This is a genomic window from Rhizobium sp. 1399, assembly GCF_031455475.1.
In the GTDB taxonomy this organism is placed as follows: Bacteria; Pseudomonadota; Alphaproteobacteria; order Rhizobiales; family Rhizobiaceae; genus Rhizobium.
Genome location: NZ_JAVDSU010000001.1, coordinates 65,578 through 84,929 on the forward strand (window position 1 = coordinate 65,578; position 19,352 = coordinate 84,929).

A 19,352-nucleotide genomic window follows, 5' to 3' on the forward strand; every position below is an offset into this window, starting at 1 on the left:
GCGAAGACCCGGCTCATGCCTCCTCCGCATCCGGATCGTTCGTCGCCAGCCGGCGCTCCGTATTGCCGCGGATGCGGATGAGGGCCAGGATGGCGAGGCCTGTCACCGCCACGACGGCGATTTCGCCGAGCGTGTCCGTGCCGCGGAAATCGACGATGATGACGTTCACGACATTGGCGCCATGGGCGATCAGCTTCGAATGGGCGTTGAAGAAATCGCTGAGTGCCGTGTTGAACGGTGGCTCCGTGGCGCGCATCAAAAGCAGCGCGAAGCCGAGGCCGCATGCGAGTGAAAGCGCGATATCGAAGAGGCGGCGGGCGCCGTGGCGCGGATCGGTCGGCGACAGGCGCAGACGGGTCATGACGAGGGCGAGGATGACGACTGCGAGCGTTTCGACCATGAACTGGGTGAAAGCGAGATCCGGAGCGCCGAAGAGCAGGAAGATCAGCGCGACAGCAAAACCCTGAATGCCGAGCGAGACGATAGCCGTCAACCGGTCGCGGGCGATCAGCACCGCGACGAGGCCGAGCATGGCGATGAGCATGATGCCCGCTTCGCGCAGGCGCAGGTCTGCGGGCCAGGCAAAGGCCAGCGGCAGTTCGTCATGGATGACGAGCGGCACGAGCAGCATCGCTGCCACACAGACAAAGGTGCAGGCGACATAGATATCGAGACGTCTCGGCTGGACGATACCGATGAAGCGGTGCGCGAAACGCACAAGCCCGGCGATGACGTGATCAAAACCGCGATCGGGACCAAGGGCGGAGCGCAGGGCATAGGCCACAAGCGCGCGGGCACGGTCGAGATGCCAGTAGACAACGACACCGAGCACTATCGTCAGCAGCGACAGGGCAAGCGGCACGCCGATATGCGGGGCCAGCGAAATGGAGATGGCCGTAGCTTCACCCGCCACGGCAGAGGCCATGGGCGAGGAAATCATGGCATGGGTGAAACCGGAAAAGAGCGCCGCGAGCAGCCCTGCGACAGCGAGGATCGCCGGACCGAACCAGAGCAGGACCGGCGCCTCATGCGGATGTTTCGGTGTTTCCACCGGCCGGCCGAGGAAGGGCCTCAGCGCCACGGCAAAGGCGATCGCAAACATGAGAGCATTGCCGAAGACGGCAAGGGCCGTGACGAGGATCGAATAGAGATCGCCGGCGGCAAGGGCTGTATAGATCTCCTCCTTGGCGAGGAAACCGAAGAATGGCGGCAGACCAGCCATGGAAAGGGCAGCTGCCATTGCGATCACAAAGGTCAGCGGCATGGCCCTTCGCAGGCCCCGCAACCGGGTGATATCACGCGTGCCGGTCTCATGGTCGATGATGCCGGCGATCATGAAGAGCGCGCCCTTGAAGAGCGAATGCGCCACCAGATAGAGCACCGCCGCTTCGATGGCTGCGTGCGAGCCGAAGCCGGTCAGCAGCACCAGCAGGCCAAGGGAAGAGACGGTCGTGTAGGCGAGCTTCAGCTTCAGGTCCGTCTGGCGGATCGCAAGCACCGAGCCGGTAACGAGCGTCAGGCCGCCGAAGACCGGCAGCAGAACCTCCCATGCGGGCGTCGCGCCCATGACCGGGTTCAGCCGCATCAGTAGGTAGACGCCGGCCTTCACCATGGTGGCGGAATGCAGGTAGGCGGAAACGGGCGTGGGCGCCTCCATGGCATTCGGCAGCCAGAAATGGAATGGAAACTGTGCCGATTTGGTGAAGGCACCGCCGAGCACCAGCAACAGGGTGGCGAAATAGAGCGGGCTGCCCCTAACGACATCGCCGAACTGCAGCAATTCGGATAGCTGCGCAACGCCCGTCAGTCCCCAGAGCAGGAGCAAGCCGGCAAGCAGCAGCAGCCCTCCCCCGCCGGTGACGACGAGTGCCTGCAAAGCGGCGCGTCGTGCCGCCTCCCGCTCATGGTCGAAGCCGATCAGCAGGAAGGAAGTGATCGAGGTGAGCTCCCAGAAGATGAAGAACATCAGGAAGCTGTCCGACACCACGACGCCGAGCATCGCGCCCATGAAAAGGAAGATGAAGGAGAAGAACCGGCCCTGATCCGGATGGCCCTTCAGATATCCGCCGGCGTAGAGCACGATCAGCGTGCCAATGCCGGTGATGAGCAGGGCGAAGGTGAGCGACAATCCGTCAAGGAACCAGGAAAAGCGCAGGCCCAAGCCCGGCACCCAGTCATAACCGCCGGTTATGACTTCGCCATGAGCGATCTGCGGTACGAGGCGCAGGAAATGCAGGAAGGCAAGCAAAGGGGCGATGGCGAGCAGCCAGGCACCGCCTGCGCCAAAGGCACGAATGATGAAGGGAGCCGCGAGAGCGCCGATCAACGGCAGACACAGGGCCAGAAATGTCAGAGCCGTGACATCGGCCATGTCCCCTCCCCGTGAGCACGGATGAAAGCCGGCAAGCAGCCTTTTCCAAGGCTTAGGCGAATCGGCTGATAGCCTCAAGCAATTTCGGCAACCCGCAATGGATGCAGGCGGCGGTTTTCACAGGCTTGGAGTTCAGGAAAGGCGTGTGACGAGACGGGAAACGGAACCGTGCAGGATGAAGAAAGCAAGCGGCAAAGGCCAGAGAATGCAGGCGATCAGCCCGCCAATGCGATGCACCGTCCAGCGGTCGTGATTGACCCAGCCTTCCAGCAGGGTCACGCCCAGGGCGATTGCGGCGACTGCGCCGTACAGAACAATCATCAGAGTATGAAACACCGTTTGTCCCCGAAACACGCAGCATTAAGCTTAATGGCACACTAAAGATAAAGCACGGGTGATTCGTCGTCTTCCCCCGAATTGGGTAGATGGCAATTGGGGCCTTGACGCGGCAGGTTTGATTGTGAGGCCTGATCCCAGACTTGATCAATCGTGCGCAGCGCACCACATTTGCGCACGAAAGAGATTGCCCCCATCGGCGAAAGGAGCACTCCATGGCCGAAACGACCACCACACCAAAAATTCACAAGACCGATGCCGAATGGAAGGAACTGCTGACCCCTGAGCAGTATCGCATCACGCGCCAGCATGGCACCGAACGCGCCTTTACCGGTCCCTATTGGGATTCCTTCGAGACCGGACTCTACCGCTGCGTCAGTTGCAATGCGCCGCTCTTCCGCTCCGACACCAAGTTCGATGCAGGATGCGGCTGGCCGAGCTATTTCGAACCGGTCTCTCCGGAGTCCGTGACCGAACACCGCGACACCACCTATGGCATGGTGCGCACGGAAATCCGCTGCGGCACCTGCGAGGCCCATCTCGGCCACGTCTTCCCTGACGGACCGCCGCCGACAGGCCTGCGCTACTGTATCAACGGGCATGCAATGGTTTTCGAGCCCGGCAAGTAAAGGCTTGTAAGTAAAAGAAAAGCGGACCCCACCAGGTCCGCTTTTTTCATATCAGCCCGGCGGATGGGATGAGCGGCGATCGCCGATCTTCCATTACATGCTCGGCGGCAAGCCGGCCGAGCAGTGGCGCGAGAATGACGCCGGGATGGCCGACGGCGACATAGGCGCCCTCGATGCCGGGCAGGAAACCGAGCCGCGGCATTCCATCGGAGAAGAAGGGCCGGTAACCTGCAGCCGCCTCGACCAGCGACACGCCTTCGGGCAGGCGCAGGCGCTCATGCATGACCTTCAAGATCCGCTGGCCGACCCTTTCCGGCGCGTTTTCGGAGGTATCGTCGATATAGCCCTTGGCGACATGCAGCATGTTGTCCGCCGACTGGCGGATTTCCAGGCCAGGGCCGCGGAGGATGCGGTTCACGACAGGCTCCGCGCAGCCATAGCGCAGGATGATGGAGGGCGAGGCTTCGACGCCTGTTCGGAAGCCCAGGCTTTCCGTTAGGCGGTCGACCGCTGTTCCGCCTGCGAGGATCACGAGATCGGCCTCGATCGCGCCATCGGCCAGACGCACGCCACTCACCCGGTCGCCCGAAAGGATGAGGCTTTCGACCTTCCGGCCAAAGGTGGCGGTTACGCCGGCGGCATCGATCAGGTCGCGTGACAGCCTTGCAGGGTCGAGCGCCAGATCGTCGGGCGAGAAGATCGCGCAGGCGGGAGGCTGACACAGATTGGGTTCCCATGCAGCAATCGCTGCGGCATCGACCAGTTCGACATCCGTGCCTGCGGCGCGATGGGCTGCGGCAAAGGCTTCGGTTTCGGCAGTACCTTTGAGCCAGAACAGAGAGCCGGGACGTGCAGCGGCAAAGGCATCCGGTAGATCGGCCTGCAGGCGGCTATAGTCGGCGAGCGCTTCCTGCACCAGGCGGTAATTGACCGCTCCCGGCGCGATGTTGATGATATTCACCCAGCCGAAGGCACGTGCCGTCACGCCGCTGCCGGCTTGCACATTCTCCTCCACCAGATGGACGGTGGCTCCGCGCCGGGCGAAATGGAAGGCGAGCGAAGCGCCGACAATGCCGGCGCCGATAATGATGACGCGTATCTTTGCAGATGCCATGACGGGAGCTCTCGTATAAATCGGGAGGAAGAGGTAGGCGCGGCTTAGGCACGCTCCATGACAGAGGGATGAAACAATGTCTATCATCCGGGAAATCCTGCGCAGCGACCGGCTGGTGTTGCGCGAAATCACCGTCGCGGACTTGCCGGCGCTCGAGCGCATCTTCGCCGATCCGCTGTGCATGCGGTATTACCCTTCCGTGAAGGATGCCGCAGCAACGCGCGATTTCTTCGACAGGCTCGCCTTCGGAAGCTACGAGAAAAATGGTTTCGGTCTCTGGGCGATGATCGATCGCGAGAGCGGCGATCTGCTCGGCGATTGCGGGATCACGCTGCAGGACACATCGCGCGGAATGGAGCCGGAGCTTGGCTACCATCTCTGGCCGGATTACTGGGGCAAGGGTTATGCCACCGAGGCCGCCCTTGCCTGCCGCGACCATGCCTTCTCGGTCATGGGACTGTCGCGCCTCGTCAGTATCGTCAGCCTGGAAAATCTTCCCTCGCAGAAGGTCGCCGGGCGGGTGCATCAGCGACGGGAGGTTTTCACCAAGCAGAATGCGGCCGGCGAGACAGTGGAACGCTATCTCTACATCAGCGAGAAGAATTCAGGCGCATGAGCACGAGTTCCGACGATCCCCTCTACCGCGATCCTTCACTTGCACAATTCTACGATACGGCCAATCGCTGGGGACCGGATTTCGACTTCTGCATGAAGCTGGCGGAAGGCGCCAATTCCGCGCTCGACCTCGGCTGCGGGACGGGCGAGCTGACGGCAGCGCTCGCCGCGACGCGCAACGTCACCGGCGTTGATCCTGCCGCCGCGATGCTCGACATCGGCAGGGCGCGGCCGGGCGGCGGCAAGGTGGCATGGGTCGAGGGTGACGCCCGCACCGTTCGCCTCAGGAAGAGATACGATCTCATCGTGCTGACGGGCCACGCGTTCCAGGTCTTCCTGACGGAAGAGGACCAGCGCGCCGCCCTTGCGACGATCGCAGCACATCTCAGCCCTGCCGGCCGGTTCGTGTTCGATACGCGCAATCCCGGTTTTTACGGGGAGCGCGACGTACGCCATAGCAGCGTGCGCCAGCTCGAGCATGCCGAACTCGGTGCGATAGAGGCCTCGGACGAGTCTCATTACGATGAGACGACCGGCATTCTTTCCTATGAGAACGGCTATCGGGTGCTCTCGACCGGCGAGCACTTCGCCGGGCGCTCGCAAATCCTCTACACGCCGCGCGACAAGCTTGCGAGAATGATCAGCGACGCCGGGCTCATCATCGACGCCTGGTATGGCGACTGGGAAGGCAACCCCTTCCATGCGCGGTCGCGCGAGATCATTCCGGTTGGTCGTCTCGCCTGAACAGGAAAGGCTTTATTGTTTCACGCAATTCCGGACGCAAAGCCGCTGCAAACTTTTGCTGGAAAGGCGCTAGTCCTGCTCTTGCGGGCAGGGCCAGCCTGAGGGGATAGAAAGCCCCGAGGGCAGCTTCGTCGAGGAATCGCCGCAAGCAAGGTCGATCTGCGCCTGCTGCAGGCCAGTGGCGGCGGACAGATCCAGCCCCTCGATGCGGGTCAGAAACATGAAGGCTCGGTCGAAGGTGATCGGACCTTCAAAGGTTGCGCCCGTCAGATCGGCGCGGGAGAGATTGGCGAGTGCGAAGCTGACGCCGGTCAGCACCGCCTTGTCGAAATTGGCTCGACCCAGCTCGGCCTTCTCGAAGTTGGCCTTCGTCAGCTGCGCCCCGGTGAAATCGGCCCGCTGCAACTCCGCACCGGCAAAGCTTGCACCATCGGCGATGGCCCTGGCAAAAGTCGATCGATAGGCTTCGATTTTTCCGAAATTCGCGCCCTGCACGGTAGCGCCTTCAAGCGAGGCGCGCACGAGGGTCGCTTTTTCGGCATTGGCGGATTTGAGGTTGGCGCCGCCGAGATCGGTCAGCGAGAAATCCGTGCCGGCCAGATTGGCGCCCTGGAGGTCACTGCCCTGAAGCATCAGGTTCTTCTTGTTGCACTCCTGCCAGTCGAGCTCCGGCGAAGCCGTGCTGCCGCAACTGGCCGCCATCACCGGCAGCGAATAGGCTGCCATAGCCAGAAAAGCCGAAAGACCGAGCACCGAGCGTCCAAACATCAACCTCTCCTCCGCGAGTCGCGCCATCAGAGATTTCTACAAGGCGCAGACTACGATAAAAATATGGTTAGTCCCCGCCAGCAATCAATCTGGAGATGGCCCTGTCAGGCTTTCGGTACGCGCAATTCCATGCAGGTGAGATCCAGCCAGCGGCCGAACTTGATGCCAACTTCGGAAAATGTGCCGGCGATGCGGAAGCCGAGTTTCGCGTGCAGTTTGATGGAGGCGGTATTTTCGGCCTCGATGCCGGCGATCATGACGTGGATATTGCCGGCGGTTGCACGTTCGATCAATGCGCGCATCAGCTTTTCGCCGATGCCGGCACCGCGGTAATCCTTGTCGACATAGACGGAATGCTCAACCGTGTGGCGGTAGCCATCGAAAGCGCGCCAATCGCCGTAGGAGGCGTAGCCGGCGACCTTGCCGTTCATTTCGGCGACGATGACCGGAAAGCCCCTGCCCTTGCGCGCCTTGAACCATTCAAGCCGGTTGTCGAGATCGACGAGCGTTTCATTCCAGATTGCCGTGGTGTGCTCGACGGCGTGATTGTAGATATCTCTGACAGCAGGAAGATCGGCTTCGGCGGCGTCCCGGATGAGAACGATATCGGTCATTTGGCAGGCCCGGTTCGGAATGGTCTTCCGCCGGGGCATACGCTGGGCGCGGGCCGATGTAAACGCCAGATATCAGAAGGCGGGGACCGAGAGGCTGAAGCAGGTCAGCACGGCCGAATAATGCACGGCGGCGGCGGCCACTACGAAGCCATGCCAGATGGCGTTCTGGAAGCGCAGCCTCTCCCAGACATGGAAGATGACCCCCAGCGAATAAATGATGCCGCCGATGATGATCAGCAGCATGGAAGCATAGGGAATGCGCGAGGCAACGGGCTCGGCCACCAATACGCCGCTCCAGCCCATGGCGAGATAGAGGAGGATCGCCAGCCGGTCATATTTGCCCGGAAAGACACATTTGACGAAGATGCCGAAGGCGGCAATCAGCCAGATGACGATCAGCATGCCAGACAGCAGCGGATCGTCGGCGCCGCGCTCCAGAAACGGCGTATAGGTGGCGGCGATCAGGATGAAGATCGCCGAGTGGTCAAGCCGGCGCAGATACCATTTGGTGCGCGATACCGGCCAGATATTATAGGAAAAGGAAATGCCGAGGGTCAGCACCAGCCCGACACCGTAAACCCAGGCGGCAACCAGCGCGCCGGCGGGGCTCCAGAGGGTGGCGTAGAAGATCAGCACGGTCACGCCGATCAGGGCAAAAAACAATCCGACGCCATGGACGATGCCGTCGGCGATCAGTTCATATCTGTCGTAGGCCCAGCGAATGCCGTTGATTTCGCCCATGCGCGCACCCCTACTCAGAGAGAGGGGATCGTCGCATTGAATTGGCCAAGGCGCAACCGGACGCCCGATGGCGTCAGGTTAAATCTTTGTGACGAGCCATGCTCGTTTTTGATGACGCGCTTACTTGCCTGCCGCGCAATCCTCGCAGAGCGGCGTCTGGGGCAGCACCGCGAGGCGAGCTTCCGATATCCTGGCACCACAGCGGGCGCAGGTGCCATAGGTCCCCTTGGCGATGCGTTCGAGGGCGGCGTCGATGGCGCGCAACTCATCCTCGCCTGCCTGGCCGAGACCTTCCAGCACTTCATCGTTCTCGTTTTCGATGGCGCGGTCGTCGTCATCGGCCTCCTTGGTGCGGCCGAGGTCCGTGTCGATCTTGCGCAGGCGCGCTGTCAGTTCGTGCCAGCGGTCGCGCAGGATCTTTTCCTGAAGTTTCATATCCATGGCTTCACGTCCTACCGATCCACCAGCACCGAGCACCTGGCATGGCGCACCACGCGGTCGGCGGTGGCACCGATGAAATAGTTGTAGAAATCGGGAATATGCGAGGCGATCATAATGAGATCGGCGCCGTGGCTTTCCGCCGCGGCAAGAATGCCGTTGGCGGGCGGGCCGTTGCGGACTTCGACGGTGGCCGGAATGCCGGTCTTGGCGACGAGTTCATTCAGCCGGTCGCGGCCTTCCTTCATGGCGCCCTCGACGACGTTTCCCGGCAATTCGATGGCGACATAGGTTGGAATATCCTCGACGACATTGAGGAGGATGATCTCACCGCCATTGTCGAGCAGCTTTGCCGCCTTGCGGAAAATCTTCTCGCCTTTTTCGATGCCGCCGATCTCAACTGGAACGATGATCTTCTTGTACATGGGATCCTCCTTGAGGTGTTGATCTTCGTCATCAACCTCCTCCCTAGATAGATAAAGCGCATTGACTGATATCAAGTGGGGCGCGAGCCATCGTCAACGTTTGCAGAACGCTTCATCGTCAAAAACGAGCCTTCTGTGAACAATGAGAATGCGCCATATAGGGATCAAGTACAGCAGCCGAGGGGAGCTTACAGGCGAATGGACCGGCGAAAATTCCTCGCGCTCGCTACGGGCGGCACATTTGCCGCCACCGCCGGTACGCCTTTTTATTCCAGGGCAGGAGATCATTCCATGACGTCATCAGAAACATCCTATGCGCTGACGCGCCCTGCCTATATCGACCAGTCGCATCTGGTCGTGAAAGACTTGGCCGCGGTTTCCGGTTTCTATCAGAAGATGCTTGGCCTTTCGGTGCTCGAAAAGACCGCAAGCGGCGAAGTTCTGGGGGTTGCCGGCCTGCCGCTGCTGACGCTGACGACGGATAACAATGCGCGCGAGGCCCCCCGCAACGCCGCCGGCCTCTTCCACACCGCTTTCCTGATGCCAAACCGCATCGAACTCGCTCGCTGGCTGCGCCATGCTGCGCACAACAATGTCACCCTCGAGGGCGCGTCCGACCACCTAGTCAGCGAGGCGATCTACCTTTCCGATCCTGAAGGCAACGGCATCGAAATCTATGCAGACAGGCCGCATGAAAGCTGGAAGTTCCATCCGGACGGCATGGTGGAAATGGCGACGCTGCGCCTCGACCTGCAGGCACTCTACAACAGCGCACCAGAGGATACCTGGACCGGCATGGCCGACGGCACCGCGATCGGTCACATCCATTTGCAGGTCGGCGACATTCCGCAGGCCGATGCCTTCTACCGCGACGTGCTTGGTCTGAAGCTGATGGCGCGTTATCCGAGCGCGAGCTTCTTTGCGAGCGGCGGCTATCACCACCATCTCGGCGCCAATATCTGGAACAGCCGCGGCGCCGGCACCCGCGCCGATCACATGACCGGCCTTTCCGACTACAAGATCCGTTTCAATGACAAGGAAACGCTCGACAAGGCCGTTGCCAAACTCGACGAACTGGAGATCAAGAGCGAGAAGCGCGACGGCGGCGTCTTCCTTAGGGATCCGTGGGGCATCGGGCTTACGCTTTCGGCCTGAAGGAATATCTTTTAAGGCACTCGGAAAGGATCGTTTTGGTATTTCGCCGAAACGGTCCTTTCTGTTTTCAGGGAACTCCCAAAACAGTCGCGGCATATTTCTCGATATTTGCTTTTAGGACGACCGAACGGTCGCGCAAGCGCTGGGCTCGACGCCATCATGCGGCTGTAATAAACTGGACGTATCTTCCCATTTTACAACCCTCAATAGATTTCGCAGCCAATCCCCATCGTACACCGACGAAATGTCCGCCATCGGACGGAGGAGGCAGAATGACAGTGGAGGACTCCCAGCGCGTCCGGCAGGTGGCGGAGCAGGTTGCGGCCGCTAGCTCGCCCGATGTTCGAGCAGATATCGAAGCGCTGATGAGCAGCGCGCAAAAGCCCGGCTGGCTTGGTGAAGCCGGCCGCGCCATGAACGTCCGTTACGGCGGCGTGCGCGCATTGATGAACCGAGATCAGCCCGTCGAAGAAGGGGTCGATATCGGCCCACCTCCGGTCGGCGACTTGGAGACGATCGTCTTTGCCGTGGGTACGCCGGTTTTCCTTGTCAGGAACAATGCCGTCGACATCGACAGCGCCCGCGAGGAAGCGAAGGCCTGGCGCCGCTTCCTCACGGACAACGCAACGAACCTGGATCGGGCGATGGTTTCGATCGGCCGTGTCGACGTCACCAATGCCGACCGCGACTATGCCGGCACGGCATGGGTAATCGATGACGGTCTTGTCGTCACCAACCGCCATGTGGCCAACCTTTTTGCGGAAGCAAGCGGCACCGGCTTCAAGTTCAAAATCGGCTTCGACGCGCGTCGCGAGATCGGCGTCAATATCGACTTCCTGGAGGAATTCGGTAACGCCGCCAGCGACGAAGTGAAGATCGAACGCGTCGTCTGGGTGGCACCTGAAACCGGACCCGATGTTGCCTTCCTGAAGCTGGCGCCGAAATCCTCGCCGGTCGGCCGCCTAAAGCTCGATCTTGCCTCCGAGGTGCCGGTGCGCAACCTGCCGGTTGCCGCAATCGGCTATCCCGCCAGCGATTCCCGCTTCTCCGATCAGAGGCTTGCCGAAAAGATTTTTGGCGGCGTATTCACCAAGAAGCGGCTTGCAGTCGGCAACCTGCTGGCGGCCGACGAGAACCGTGTCACCCATTCCTGCTCCACCCTCGGCGGCAATTCCGGCTCTCCGTTGCTCGACATCGGCACCGGCAGGGTGATGGGGCTTCACTACAGCGGAACAGAATTCATCGAGAATGACGCGGTGCCGGCAGCCGTTCTGCGGCGTTGCCTGCAGCGCGCCCAAGGATTGCTCCAACCGCCACCGAACGAGGAAATCACCGTGAGCGAAGGCGACAAAAGTGGAAGCGGCAGCGGCGGTAAAGTGACATTCACGGTGCCGCTGAAGATTACCGTCGAACTGGACACTGCAGCGTTGCAATCTTCGCTCGCAGGCGGACCGGCGACTGCGCCTTCGGGGCCGACTATCGTCATGAGCGCGACCGGTTCCGGTCCTAATCCGCCGTCCCCCTCGCCGATCTCGATGCCGACCAAGGAGCAGGTATTTGCTGCGGTCCGCAGCGCGCGATCTCTGCTTGCCAACCGTGACGACGTCGTTGCCATCAAGCCGGGCTATCGCTTCGAGAATGGCGAGATCACCGATCAGCGCGCCGTCGTGATCGCGGTCAATCGCAAGCTCGAGCTGGGCGCCCTGGAATCGCGCGGCCGCACGAAGCTGCCGGATTACATCGATGGCGTTCGCACCGACGTCACCGTCGCCTCGGCGCAGGATCTCTTCGGCATTGACATGGACGAAGCCGCGAAGCCGAGCTGGCATACGAATTACAAGAAGCGCGACGACCTGCCGCTGACCCGTCGCCCGGTCAACGGCAAATTCGTCATCCATACCGGACCTGACGCGAGCTGGCCGCAGCTCGGTCTATTCCTGGCGAAGACCCGCAAGTCGCTGGTCGTTGCCATGTACGATTTCGGCGCGACGAATGTCGCCAATGGCGTGCTAGATGCGGTCAAGGGCCAGGCCGAAACCATCTCCATGGTGCTGCAGATGGGCGGCAAGGTGCATGATGGCGATCTGACGGATGCCGAAGCGGTCGGGCAGATCCGCGATGCGAAGGGCAGCAAGTTCGATTTCGCGCCGGCGAGCGTCGGCAGGAACGGCATCTTCGATTCAGCCTACCATATCAAGGTCGCCGTGCGCGACCACAACGCCATGTGGCTTTCGAGCGGCAACTGGCAGAGCTCCAACCAGCCCAACGTGGCGCCTTTGACAAACAAGGATGACGAGGCATCGGCGCTGCGGCTCTACAATCGCGAATGGCATGCCATCCTTGAAGATGCCGGGCTCAGCAAACTCTATGAGGATCATATCCTGCGCGATCTGGAAGAGGCCAAGACGGTGACGGAGGCCGGCATCGTGTCGGAACAACTGGTCTTCCTGCCCGCCAACGTCGCCATGGACACGCTCGAAGCGCCTCAAAAGCCGCGCTATTTCCAGCCGCTGACCGGCGAGCGCACAATCGACGTGCAGCCGATCCTGACGCCCGACAACTATATCGACGTGGTATTGCCGTTCATACAATCGGCCAAGAGCCGGATCTACTTCCAGAACCAGAGCTTCAACACCAGGACTGTGGGCGACAATTATCGCCGTCTGCTGGATGCGCTGCTCGAAAAGCAGAAGGGCGGTCTCGACGTGCGCATCATCTTCCGCAGCTTCGGCTCCGAAGACCGCGACGTCATCAGCAACGCCAAGGATTACGGCTTCGATACCAATAAGATCCGCAAGCAGAAGAACTGCCATACCAAGGGAATCATCATCGACAGCGAAGCCGTGCTGATGGGCAGCCACAACTGGACGACAGCCGGCACCGGCTTCAACCGGGATGCGAGCCTGATCTTCTATGATGCGGAAATTGCCAAATTCTACGAGGAGATCTTCCTCTACGACTGGAACCGCATCGGCCCGGCGAAAATAGATGAAAATCTGCCGCCGCCGGTACTCGCACCATCAGGAGGGGAGACAGCACCGCCGTCAGGCTACATTGCCGTCCCGCTCTCGATCGCGCTTGGGCGGTGACTTCGGAGCGGCACAAACGGCGATTGGAACGCGCGGGGGCTGCGCTTTCGGAACAAAACTTCCAGACGACAAATGGCGCCGTTTCCGGCGCCATTTTCAGGTTTGTATGTTTCAATGACGGGGCTCGATGGTCACCTCGCCGAACATGACGCCGCGCGTCAGCGGCTTGGCGAGGAAGTCATGCGGGAAGCCGAGGACGATTGCGCTTGCCTCGGCGAGGCGGGTGCGATGTTCATCCGACAGCACGACATCGAGCGCACCGAGATTGTCTTCGAACTGGGCCATCGTCTTCACGCCCATGATCGGCGAAGTCACGGCGGGGTTGGCGAGCGTCCAGGCGATCGCCACCTGCGCCGGCGTCTTGCCGATCTCGGCAGCGATTTCCTTTACGACTTCGGCGATGCCGAGGCTGCGCTCGGTCAGCGAACCATTGCCGGCAGCGACATTCTTGCGGGTGCCGACGGCACTTGCGGTGCCAACGCCGATATCGAGGTCGGCACGACTATATTTGCCGGTGAGGACACCCATGCCAAGCGGCGACCAGGGGATGACGCCGAGGCCGAGTTCAGCGGCCATCGGGATCAGTTCGCGCTCCACCGTGCGTTCGATCAGGCTGTATTCGATCTGCAGAGCCACCAGCGGCGCCCAACCGCGAAGGTCGGCCAGCGTCTGCATGCGCGCGACCTGCCAGGCCGGCGTATCGGAAATGCCGGCATAGACGATCTTGCCGGCACGAACGAGATCGTCCAGTCCGCGCATGACCTCCTCGACCGAGGTCGTGAAATCCCAGGCGTGCAGATAGAAGAGATCGATGTAATCGGTGTTCAGCCGCTTCAGGCTGTCTTCCACCGAACGGACCATGCTGCGGCGATGATTGCCGCCGGAGTTCGGATCCCTGGGGCGCGAGGTGATCGTATATTTGGTGGCAATCACCAGTTCGTCGCGGCGGCCTTCGGCAAAGCGGCCGACGAGGGTTTCGGAGGTGCCGCCCGTATATTGATTGGCGGTATCGATGAAATTGCCGCCGCGATCGACATAGGCGTCGAACATGCGGCGAGACTCCTGCTCGTCAGCGCCCCAGCCCCAGTCTGTTCCGAAGGTCATGGCGCCGAGCGACAGCGGCGAAACGCGCAGGCCGGAACGGCCGAGGAGACGGTAGCGGTCAAGGGATAAAGTGTCAGTCATGGATGATCTCCTGTGTTGCAGGCAGAAGATGCGCCTTGCCGATACTGACAACAATGCTACATTATCGGCATGGCTTCTTTAGAAAAGAGAGCATAATGCGCGGCAGCGACTATGCCGAACTCAAGGCTTTTGCTGCGGTCGCCGAGCACGGCAATTTTGCCCGTGCGGCCTCCCGGCTCGGCATATCGGCCTCCGCGCTCAGCCAGACGATCCGCACGCTCGAGGAACGGATGGGCATCCGGCTGCTCAACCGCACGACGCGCAGCGTGGCACCGAGCGAGGCGGGCCAACGGCTGCTTTCAAGGCTGCTGCCGGCGCTTGCCGATCTCGACCAGGCGGTGGCGGATGTTGCGGCGCTGCGTGATAAACCGGCCGGCCTGTTGCGCATCAACGCGCCGCGAGTTGCGATCGTGCACGGGCTGGCGCCGCTGATTGCGCCCTTCCATGCTGCCTTTCCCGATATCGTCATGGACATTATCGTGGATGACAAACTCTCCGATATCGTCGCCGATCGTTTCGATGCCGGCATCCGGCTGGGCGAGATGGTGGAAAAAGACATGGTGAGCGTAAAACTCGGCGGCGAGATGCGGCTCGTCGTGGTCGCCTCGCCCGACTACATCGCGCGCCACGGCATGCCGGACACGCCGCGCGACCTGCGCGACCACTCTTGCGTCGTCTCCCGCTGGCCGACGGATGGCAGCCTCTATCACTGGGAATTCGAGCGCGGCGACGAGAAACTCGAAGTGGCCGTCTCGGGGCCACTCAGCACGACAGACAACGACCTGATGCTGCGGGCCGTGCTTGATGGCATCGGCATCGGCTATCTCTTCGACTATCACGTGGCGGAAGATCTTATCGCCGGCAGGCTGGTGAGCATGCTGGATGACTGGACACCGCCCTTCCCCGGTTTCCACCTCTATTATCCGAGCCGGCGCCAGATGCCGCCGCCGCTGCGCGCCTTCGTGGATTTCGTCGGGCGGCGGCAGGCTGCCTAGACGCATCGATACCAGGGGGGAACCTGTAGCAAGCCTGCGCGTTGATTGGCGGAGCAATGGGGCTTCGGGGACACATCGCACATGGGAATCGCCAACGGCATCCGGAAACAGGCAAACAAGATCCGCCTCGGCGAACGCCACACCAGCGCATGGGCACGAACGCTTCAGGAAGAAGCTGCTGAAGAACTTCCACCGGCACCGATGCGGCGCGTCGAGAAGGACGGGCTCGATGTCAGCATGGCCTGGGCCATCATCGGCATCTTCGGCATCCTTGGGCTTGCCGCAGTCTATATGATGTCGCTGATCCTGATCCCCATCACGCTCGCGGTGGTCGTCGGCATGATCCTCGGCATGGCGGCAGAAAAGCTTTCGAAGATGGGCGTGCCGCGGCTTGCCAATGCGGCGATCCTTTCCTCCGCTGTCGCGCTGGTCATCGTCCTGCTGATCAATTCGCTTGCCGGTCCCTTGGCGATGCTTGCCAATGAAGCGCCTGATTTCATCGAGCGCACCACCCAGCGCATCATGCCCTATCTGGAGCGGATCGAATGGCTGCACATCACGCCTGCGACCTTCCAGAGCGGGCCGATGTCCATCGATGCGCTGCTCGAAAACACCGGAAACGTGCTGCATGTCGTGACAACAAACCTGACGCCAGCGCTGGTGCAGGGGCTGATCTTCTTTGCGGCGTTGCTGCTCTTTCTGGCAAGCCGCGTGAGCCTGCGCAAGACGATCATAATGACCTTTCGCGAACGGGCGCAGCGGCTGGCAGCGATCCGCGTCATCAATGCTGTGGAACAGGCGCTTGGCTTCTATTTCGCCACGGCCTCGTTGATCTATGTGGCGCTCGGCGTCGTGATGACTGTTATCGCCTATGCGGGCGGGCTGTCCATGCCCGTGCTCTGGGGTTTCTTTGCTTTTCTTTCGAGCTTCATTCCCTATCTCGGCATTACGATGATGACCCTTGCGGTCGCCATTGCCGGCGTCATCGCCCATGACGGCGTCATTATCGGCCTTATGCCGGCTGCAGCCTTCTTCACTGTTCACCTTGTGATGGAAAACCTGATCTTCCCCGCTGTCATGGGCCGGCGGCTGGAGATCAACCCGTTCGTCATCTTCCTGGCGATCATCTTCTGGACATGGATGTGGGGCGCGGTCGGCGCGATGCTGGCACTGCCGCTCTCGCTCATCGCCATGACCATCATGGAGGAACTGGTGATCGAGGAAAGACCGCAGCCGCAGCTGCCGAAGTAACGACAGCGACTGGAGGCAAGCCTATGGCATCCGACCTGCATCTCAACGAAGCCAGCCACGATGAACTCGTAGGCGGCTGCTCGCTCTGGGGCAGGAACGGCGTGCGGCCGGCCTATCAGCCGCTCGAACAGAGCTTCAAGACCGATATCGCCATCATCGGCGGGGGGATAACCGGTGCGCTTGCCGCCGAACATCTGACGGCGCGCGGCTTTTCGGTCGTCGTCATCGACCGCGAGCAGCCGGGGTTCGGCAGTACCGCGGCAAGCACGGCCATGCTGCAATGGGAGATCGACCGCACGCTCGGTGAGCTGGAGGCCCTTTACGGCTTCGAGCGGGCGGCCGGCATTTACCGCCGAAGTGGCGCCTGTGTCGCGGGGCTGGCCAAGCTGATTGCCGCCCACGGCATTACCTGCGGTTTCCAGCCGCGCAACACGCTCTATCTTGCCAATAATCACGAGGGTGCGCGCGAGCTGATGGAGGAACGGCAGCTTCGCCGCCGGGCGGGATTGCCGGGCCATTATCTCGAACATCCCGATCTCCTCACCCAATACGAGTTCGACCGCGATGCGGCGATCCTCTCGCCGGGTTCGGCGGAGGCCGACCCGGTACTGCTCACCTGGGCCCTGCTGCAGATTGCCTTTTCCCGCGGCGCGCGCTTGCTCAACGCTTCTGTGACCAGCCTTCACAGCGAAGGCGGACATGTGACGGCCGAGACGAACGGCGCCCATGTAATCGAGGCGCGGCATGTGGTACTGGCGACCGGCTATTCCATGCCCGGCCTCGACATGCCGAAGCTGCATCGCACCAGTTCCAGCTGGGCACTCGCCACCGTGCCGCAGAAGCCTGATGATCTCTGGCGCGACGGCATGCTGCTCTGGGAAGACAGCCATCCCTATCTCTATGTGCGCACCACTGATGACAATCGTATCATCGTCGGCGGCGAGGACGATGACACCACCGATCCCGAAGAGCGCGACCTCAAGCTGCCGGGGAAGGTCATGACGATCCGGGAAAAGCTGAAGCGGCTGTGGCCGAGGGCGGATACGCGGGTGGAGCATGCCTGGTGCGGCACATTCGGCGAGACGGCGGATGGCCTGCCGCTGATCGGTTCGGTGCCCGGCATGGCCGGCGTCTACGCCGCCTATGGCTATGGCGGAAACGGCATCACCTTCTCCTACCTCGCCGGGCAGATGATCGGCGCAATGCTCGCCGGCATGTATCGCGACTGGTTCGAGGATTTCGCACTCGACAGGGATGCGCCGACTGTGCGGAGTTTCATGGCGGATCCTACACGGACCGGAGACGAACTGAGGTAAGCTCTATCTCTTTGTTTTCACGCAATTTCGGCGCAAAACCCCTGCACACTTTTGCTGGAATTGCTCTACTCCGTCGTCTTGTCTTCGCCCGTATCGGCAACATCCTGCAGCCGGACGAACTCCGTACCCTTTGCCTTGAGATCGACGAGTGCCTTGGCGACACCCTCGCCGGCCGCATGCGTCGGCTGGTTGATGTGGGAGATGACGACGTCGCCATCCTTGGCCGAGGAAATGCGCTTTTCGGTGACCGCGGCACCGAGCAGGGAACCGCCGTCGCCATTCACGGAATAACCGGCGATGCGGTAGCCCATGGCGCGGATCTGGCCGATAGCCGAGAGATCATATTTGGCGGTCGAGCCACGGAACCAGCGGGGCGCCGGAATGCCTGACGCGACCATAGCGGCGGCACCACCTTCCACCTCCTGCCTGACGGCATCGGGCGAACCGGCGGAGGCGATGCCATAGACCAGCACCGGCTTGTCGATTGCAGGTATATGCTTCTCGCCGTGATTTTCCAGTTCGAAGAGATCCGGGTTCTGCAGGAAGACGGCAACCGCCTTCGGATTGCGCTTCAGCCAGCGGGCGGTGACGAAGATCGTCGCCGGGATGCGCTCGTTGACCAGCGTCGAGACAATGCGCTCATCGGCCTCGCCCATGCAGGCATCGAAGGTCAGCGCAATGCGCGCGTGGTCAGAAATGTTGGAACGAGCGATGTGCAGGTGCGGCTCTACCAGCTTGGGACCTGCCGCGACCGGCGGACGGGCGGGTGCGGCGGGGGGCGTTTCCACGGCAAAAGCCGATGAGGCAGCGGCGAGCAGCAGTACGGAGCCGAGAAGAAAGCGGTTCATGAAGAATCAGATTCTGTTGATGTTTTAGCAGAGCTTAAAGCAAAAAAGCGACCCGAGCCATGTGGCCTGATGCCGCCCGGCGAGGACAGCTCATGTCTCAATCTGCCCGCATTCCTGTGCCTGTCACGGGAATGCGGAAGAGCCAAGAAGAGGCCAAGGCCTCAATCGTAAAGATAATATTTGGTCCACTTATCCTTCGGCACCTTGTCACCGATCTTGTACTTCAGATCGCGCACATTGATGTGTTGCGGGCCGGTGATGCAGGTATAGGAGAGATGATACCAATCGCCCTTGCTGCGGAAGACGGCGCCCGGGGCTTCGAGGCGGTCATCGCTCGGGATCGGGTCCTTGAAGGTGTAGGCGATGACCTTGTCCGGCCGGAAGCCCGTGCCGTCACTGTTGATGCGGCTCATGGCTTCCGTATCGCAGCTCTGCTCAAGGCGGGTGGCCGGATCGAGCTTTTCGAGCTGCTTCTTGATGGCGGGATCGACCGCAAGGGCGGACGAGGCGGCAAGGCCTGCAAGCGACATAAACAGGACCAGACGTTTCGGCATTACGGGGAAACCTTTACTGTTATGTACTCGTCATACTGCCGCCGACCGCTTGCCGGGACCTGACGCGGGTGCAATTTTCGCGCAATGCAGCGGACATTCTTAAACAATGTGGTGACATCAAGGCAACGCGCCGGTCATCTTGTCTCAATAAGGTTCACCGGCTG

General features: G+C 61.3%; 19 protein-coding genes. 8 read left to right on the plus strand and 11 right to left on the minus strand.

The annotated features are described in order from the left end of the window. Positions 1-13: 13 nt before the first annotated feature. Complete coding sequence (locus J2X71_RS00380) at positions 14-2,371, minus strand: putative monovalent cation/H+ antiporter subunit A (protein WP_310377933.1); 2,358 nt, start codon at positions 2,369-2,371, stop codon at positions 14-16. Between the two features lie 132 nt (positions 2,372-2,503). After that, a complete protein-coding gene (locus J2X71_RS00385) occupies positions 2,504-2,707 on the minus strand; it encodes a hypothetical protein (RefSeq protein WP_113322567.1) in 204 nt (67 codons plus the stop codon). A gap of 215 nt (positions 2,708-2,922) precedes the next feature. On the opposite strand from J2X71_RS00385, the gene msrB reads away from it, so the two are divergent. After that, complete coding sequence (gene msrB / locus J2X71_RS00390; RefSeq protein WP_113322566.1) at positions 2,923-3,336, plus strand: peptide-methionine (R)-S-oxide reductase MsrB; 414 nt, start codon at positions 2,923-2,925, stop codon at positions 3,334-3,336. 46 nt (positions 3,337-3,382) lie between these two features. Here the strand turns inward: msrB and J2X71_RS00395 are convergent, their stop codons facing one another. Then, positions 3,383-4,450, minus strand: a complete 1,068-nt coding sequence (locus J2X71_RS00395; protein WP_310377937.1) for an FAD-dependent oxidoreductase — start codon at positions 4,448-4,450, stop codon at positions 3,383-3,385. Positions 4,451-4,526: 76 nt separating this feature from the next. On the opposite strand from J2X71_RS00395, the gene J2X71_RS00400 reads away from it, so the two are divergent. Continuing rightward, positions 4,527-5,066, plus strand: coding sequence for a GNAT family N-acetyltransferase (locus J2X71_RS00400; protein ID WP_310377939.1), 540 nt, complete (start codon positions 4,527-4,529; stop codon positions 5,064-5,066). Then, complete coding sequence (locus J2X71_RS00405; RefSeq protein ID WP_310377941.1) at positions 5,063-5,809, plus strand: class I SAM-dependent methyltransferase; 747 nt, start codon at positions 5,063-5,065, stop codon at positions 5,807-5,809. The genes J2X71_RS00400 and J2X71_RS00405 overlap by 4 nt, the downstream gene beginning before the upstream one ends. A gap of 69 nt (positions 5,810-5,878) precedes the next feature. Here J2X71_RS00405 and J2X71_RS00410 read toward each other — a convergent pair whose 3' ends face one another. The 5 genes from J2X71_RS00410 to J2X71_RS00430 form a co-directional block, all read right to left on the minus strand. Continuing rightward, positions 5,879-6,577, minus strand: a complete 699-nt coding sequence (locus J2X71_RS00410) for a pentapeptide repeat-containing protein (protein WP_310377943.1) — start codon at positions 6,575-6,577, stop codon at positions 5,879-5,881. A 104-nt stretch (positions 6,578-6,681) separates the two neighbouring features. Next, the gene (locus J2X71_RS00415; protein ID WP_310377945.1) at positions 6,682-7,191 is read right to left on the minus strand and encodes an N-acetyltransferase family protein; all 510 of its coding nucleotides are present in this window, start codon (positions 7,189-7,191) and stop codon (positions 6,682-6,684) included. 72 nt (positions 7,192-7,263) lie between these two features. Further along, positions 7,264-7,932, minus strand: coding sequence for a hemolysin III family protein (locus J2X71_RS00420; RefSeq protein ID WP_007821497.1), 669 nt, complete (start codon positions 7,930-7,932; stop codon positions 7,264-7,266). 120 nt (positions 7,933-8,052) lie between these two features. Beyond that, on the minus strand, positions 8,053-8,373 hold the full coding sequence (locus J2X71_RS00425) for a TraR/DksA family transcriptional regulator (RefSeq protein ID WP_310377948.1): 321 nt from the start codon (positions 8,371-8,373) through the stop codon (positions 8,053-8,055). A gap of 11 nt (positions 8,374-8,384) precedes the next feature. Beyond that, on the minus strand, positions 8,385-8,795 hold the full coding sequence (locus tag J2X71_RS00430; protein ID WP_310377949.1) for a universal stress protein: 411 nt from the start codon (positions 8,793-8,795) through the stop codon (positions 8,385-8,387). Between the two features lie 198 nt (positions 8,796-8,993). Here J2X71_RS00430 and J2X71_RS00435 point away from each other — a divergent pair, with 198 nt between their 5' ends. Continuing rightward, positions 8,994-9,950 carry a VOC family protein gene (locus J2X71_RS00435; protein ID WP_310377951.1) on the plus strand — a complete coding sequence of 319 codons (957 nt, stop codon included), beginning with the start codon at positions 8,994-8,996 and terminating at the stop codon, positions 9,948-9,950. 272 nt (positions 9,951-10,222) lie between these two features. After that, positions 10,223-13,039: a phospholipase D-like domain-containing protein gene (locus J2X71_RS00440; RefSeq protein WP_310377953.1), complete on the plus strand. Its 2,817-nt coding sequence runs from the start codon at positions 10,223-10,225 to the stop codon at positions 13,037-13,039. A gap of 111 nt (positions 13,040-13,150) precedes the next feature. Here J2X71_RS00440 and J2X71_RS00445 read toward each other — a convergent pair whose 3' ends face one another. Then, on the minus strand, positions 13,151-14,224 hold the full coding sequence (locus J2X71_RS00445) for an aldo/keto reductase (RefSeq protein WP_310377955.1): 1,074 nt from the start codon (positions 14,222-14,224) through the stop codon (positions 13,151-13,153). Between the two features lie 95 nt (positions 14,225-14,319). On the opposite strand from J2X71_RS00445, the gene J2X71_RS00450 reads away from it, so the two are divergent. The 3 genes from J2X71_RS00450 to J2X71_RS00460 all read left to right on the plus strand — a co-directional run bounded on the left by J2X71_RS00450 (position 14,320) and on the right by J2X71_RS00460 (position 17,786). Further along, positions 14,320-15,219 (plus strand): LysR family transcriptional regulator, encoded by a 900-nt coding sequence (locus tag J2X71_RS00450; protein ID WP_310377957.1) that lies wholly within the window; start codon positions 14,320-14,322, stop codon positions 15,217-15,219. An 81-nt stretch (positions 15,220-15,300) separates the two neighbouring features. Next, the gene (locus J2X71_RS00455; RefSeq protein WP_310377959.1) at positions 15,301-16,470 is read left to right on the plus strand and encodes an AI-2E family transporter; all 1,170 of its coding nucleotides are present in this window, start codon (positions 15,301-15,303) and stop codon (positions 16,468-16,470) included. A gap of 23 nt (positions 16,471-16,493) precedes the next feature. Further along, on the plus strand, positions 16,494-17,786 hold the full coding sequence (locus J2X71_RS00460; protein WP_310377961.1) for an FAD-dependent oxidoreductase: 1,293 nt from the start codon (positions 16,494-16,496) through the stop codon (positions 17,784-17,786). 65 nt (positions 17,787-17,851) lie between these two features. On the opposite strand, the gene J2X71_RS00465 is transcribed toward J2X71_RS00460, so the two are convergent. Beyond that, positions 17,852-18,634, minus strand: coding sequence for a polysaccharide deacetylase family protein (locus J2X71_RS00465; protein ID WP_310377963.1), 783 nt, complete (start codon positions 18,632-18,634; stop codon positions 17,852-17,854). A gap of 161 nt (positions 18,635-18,795) precedes the next feature. Further along, positions 18,796-19,188: a DUF930 domain-containing protein gene (locus tag J2X71_RS00470; protein WP_113322554.1), complete on the minus strand. Its 393-nt coding sequence runs from the start codon at positions 19,186-19,188 to the stop codon at positions 18,796-18,798. Positions 19,189-19,352: the final 164 nt, after the last annotated feature.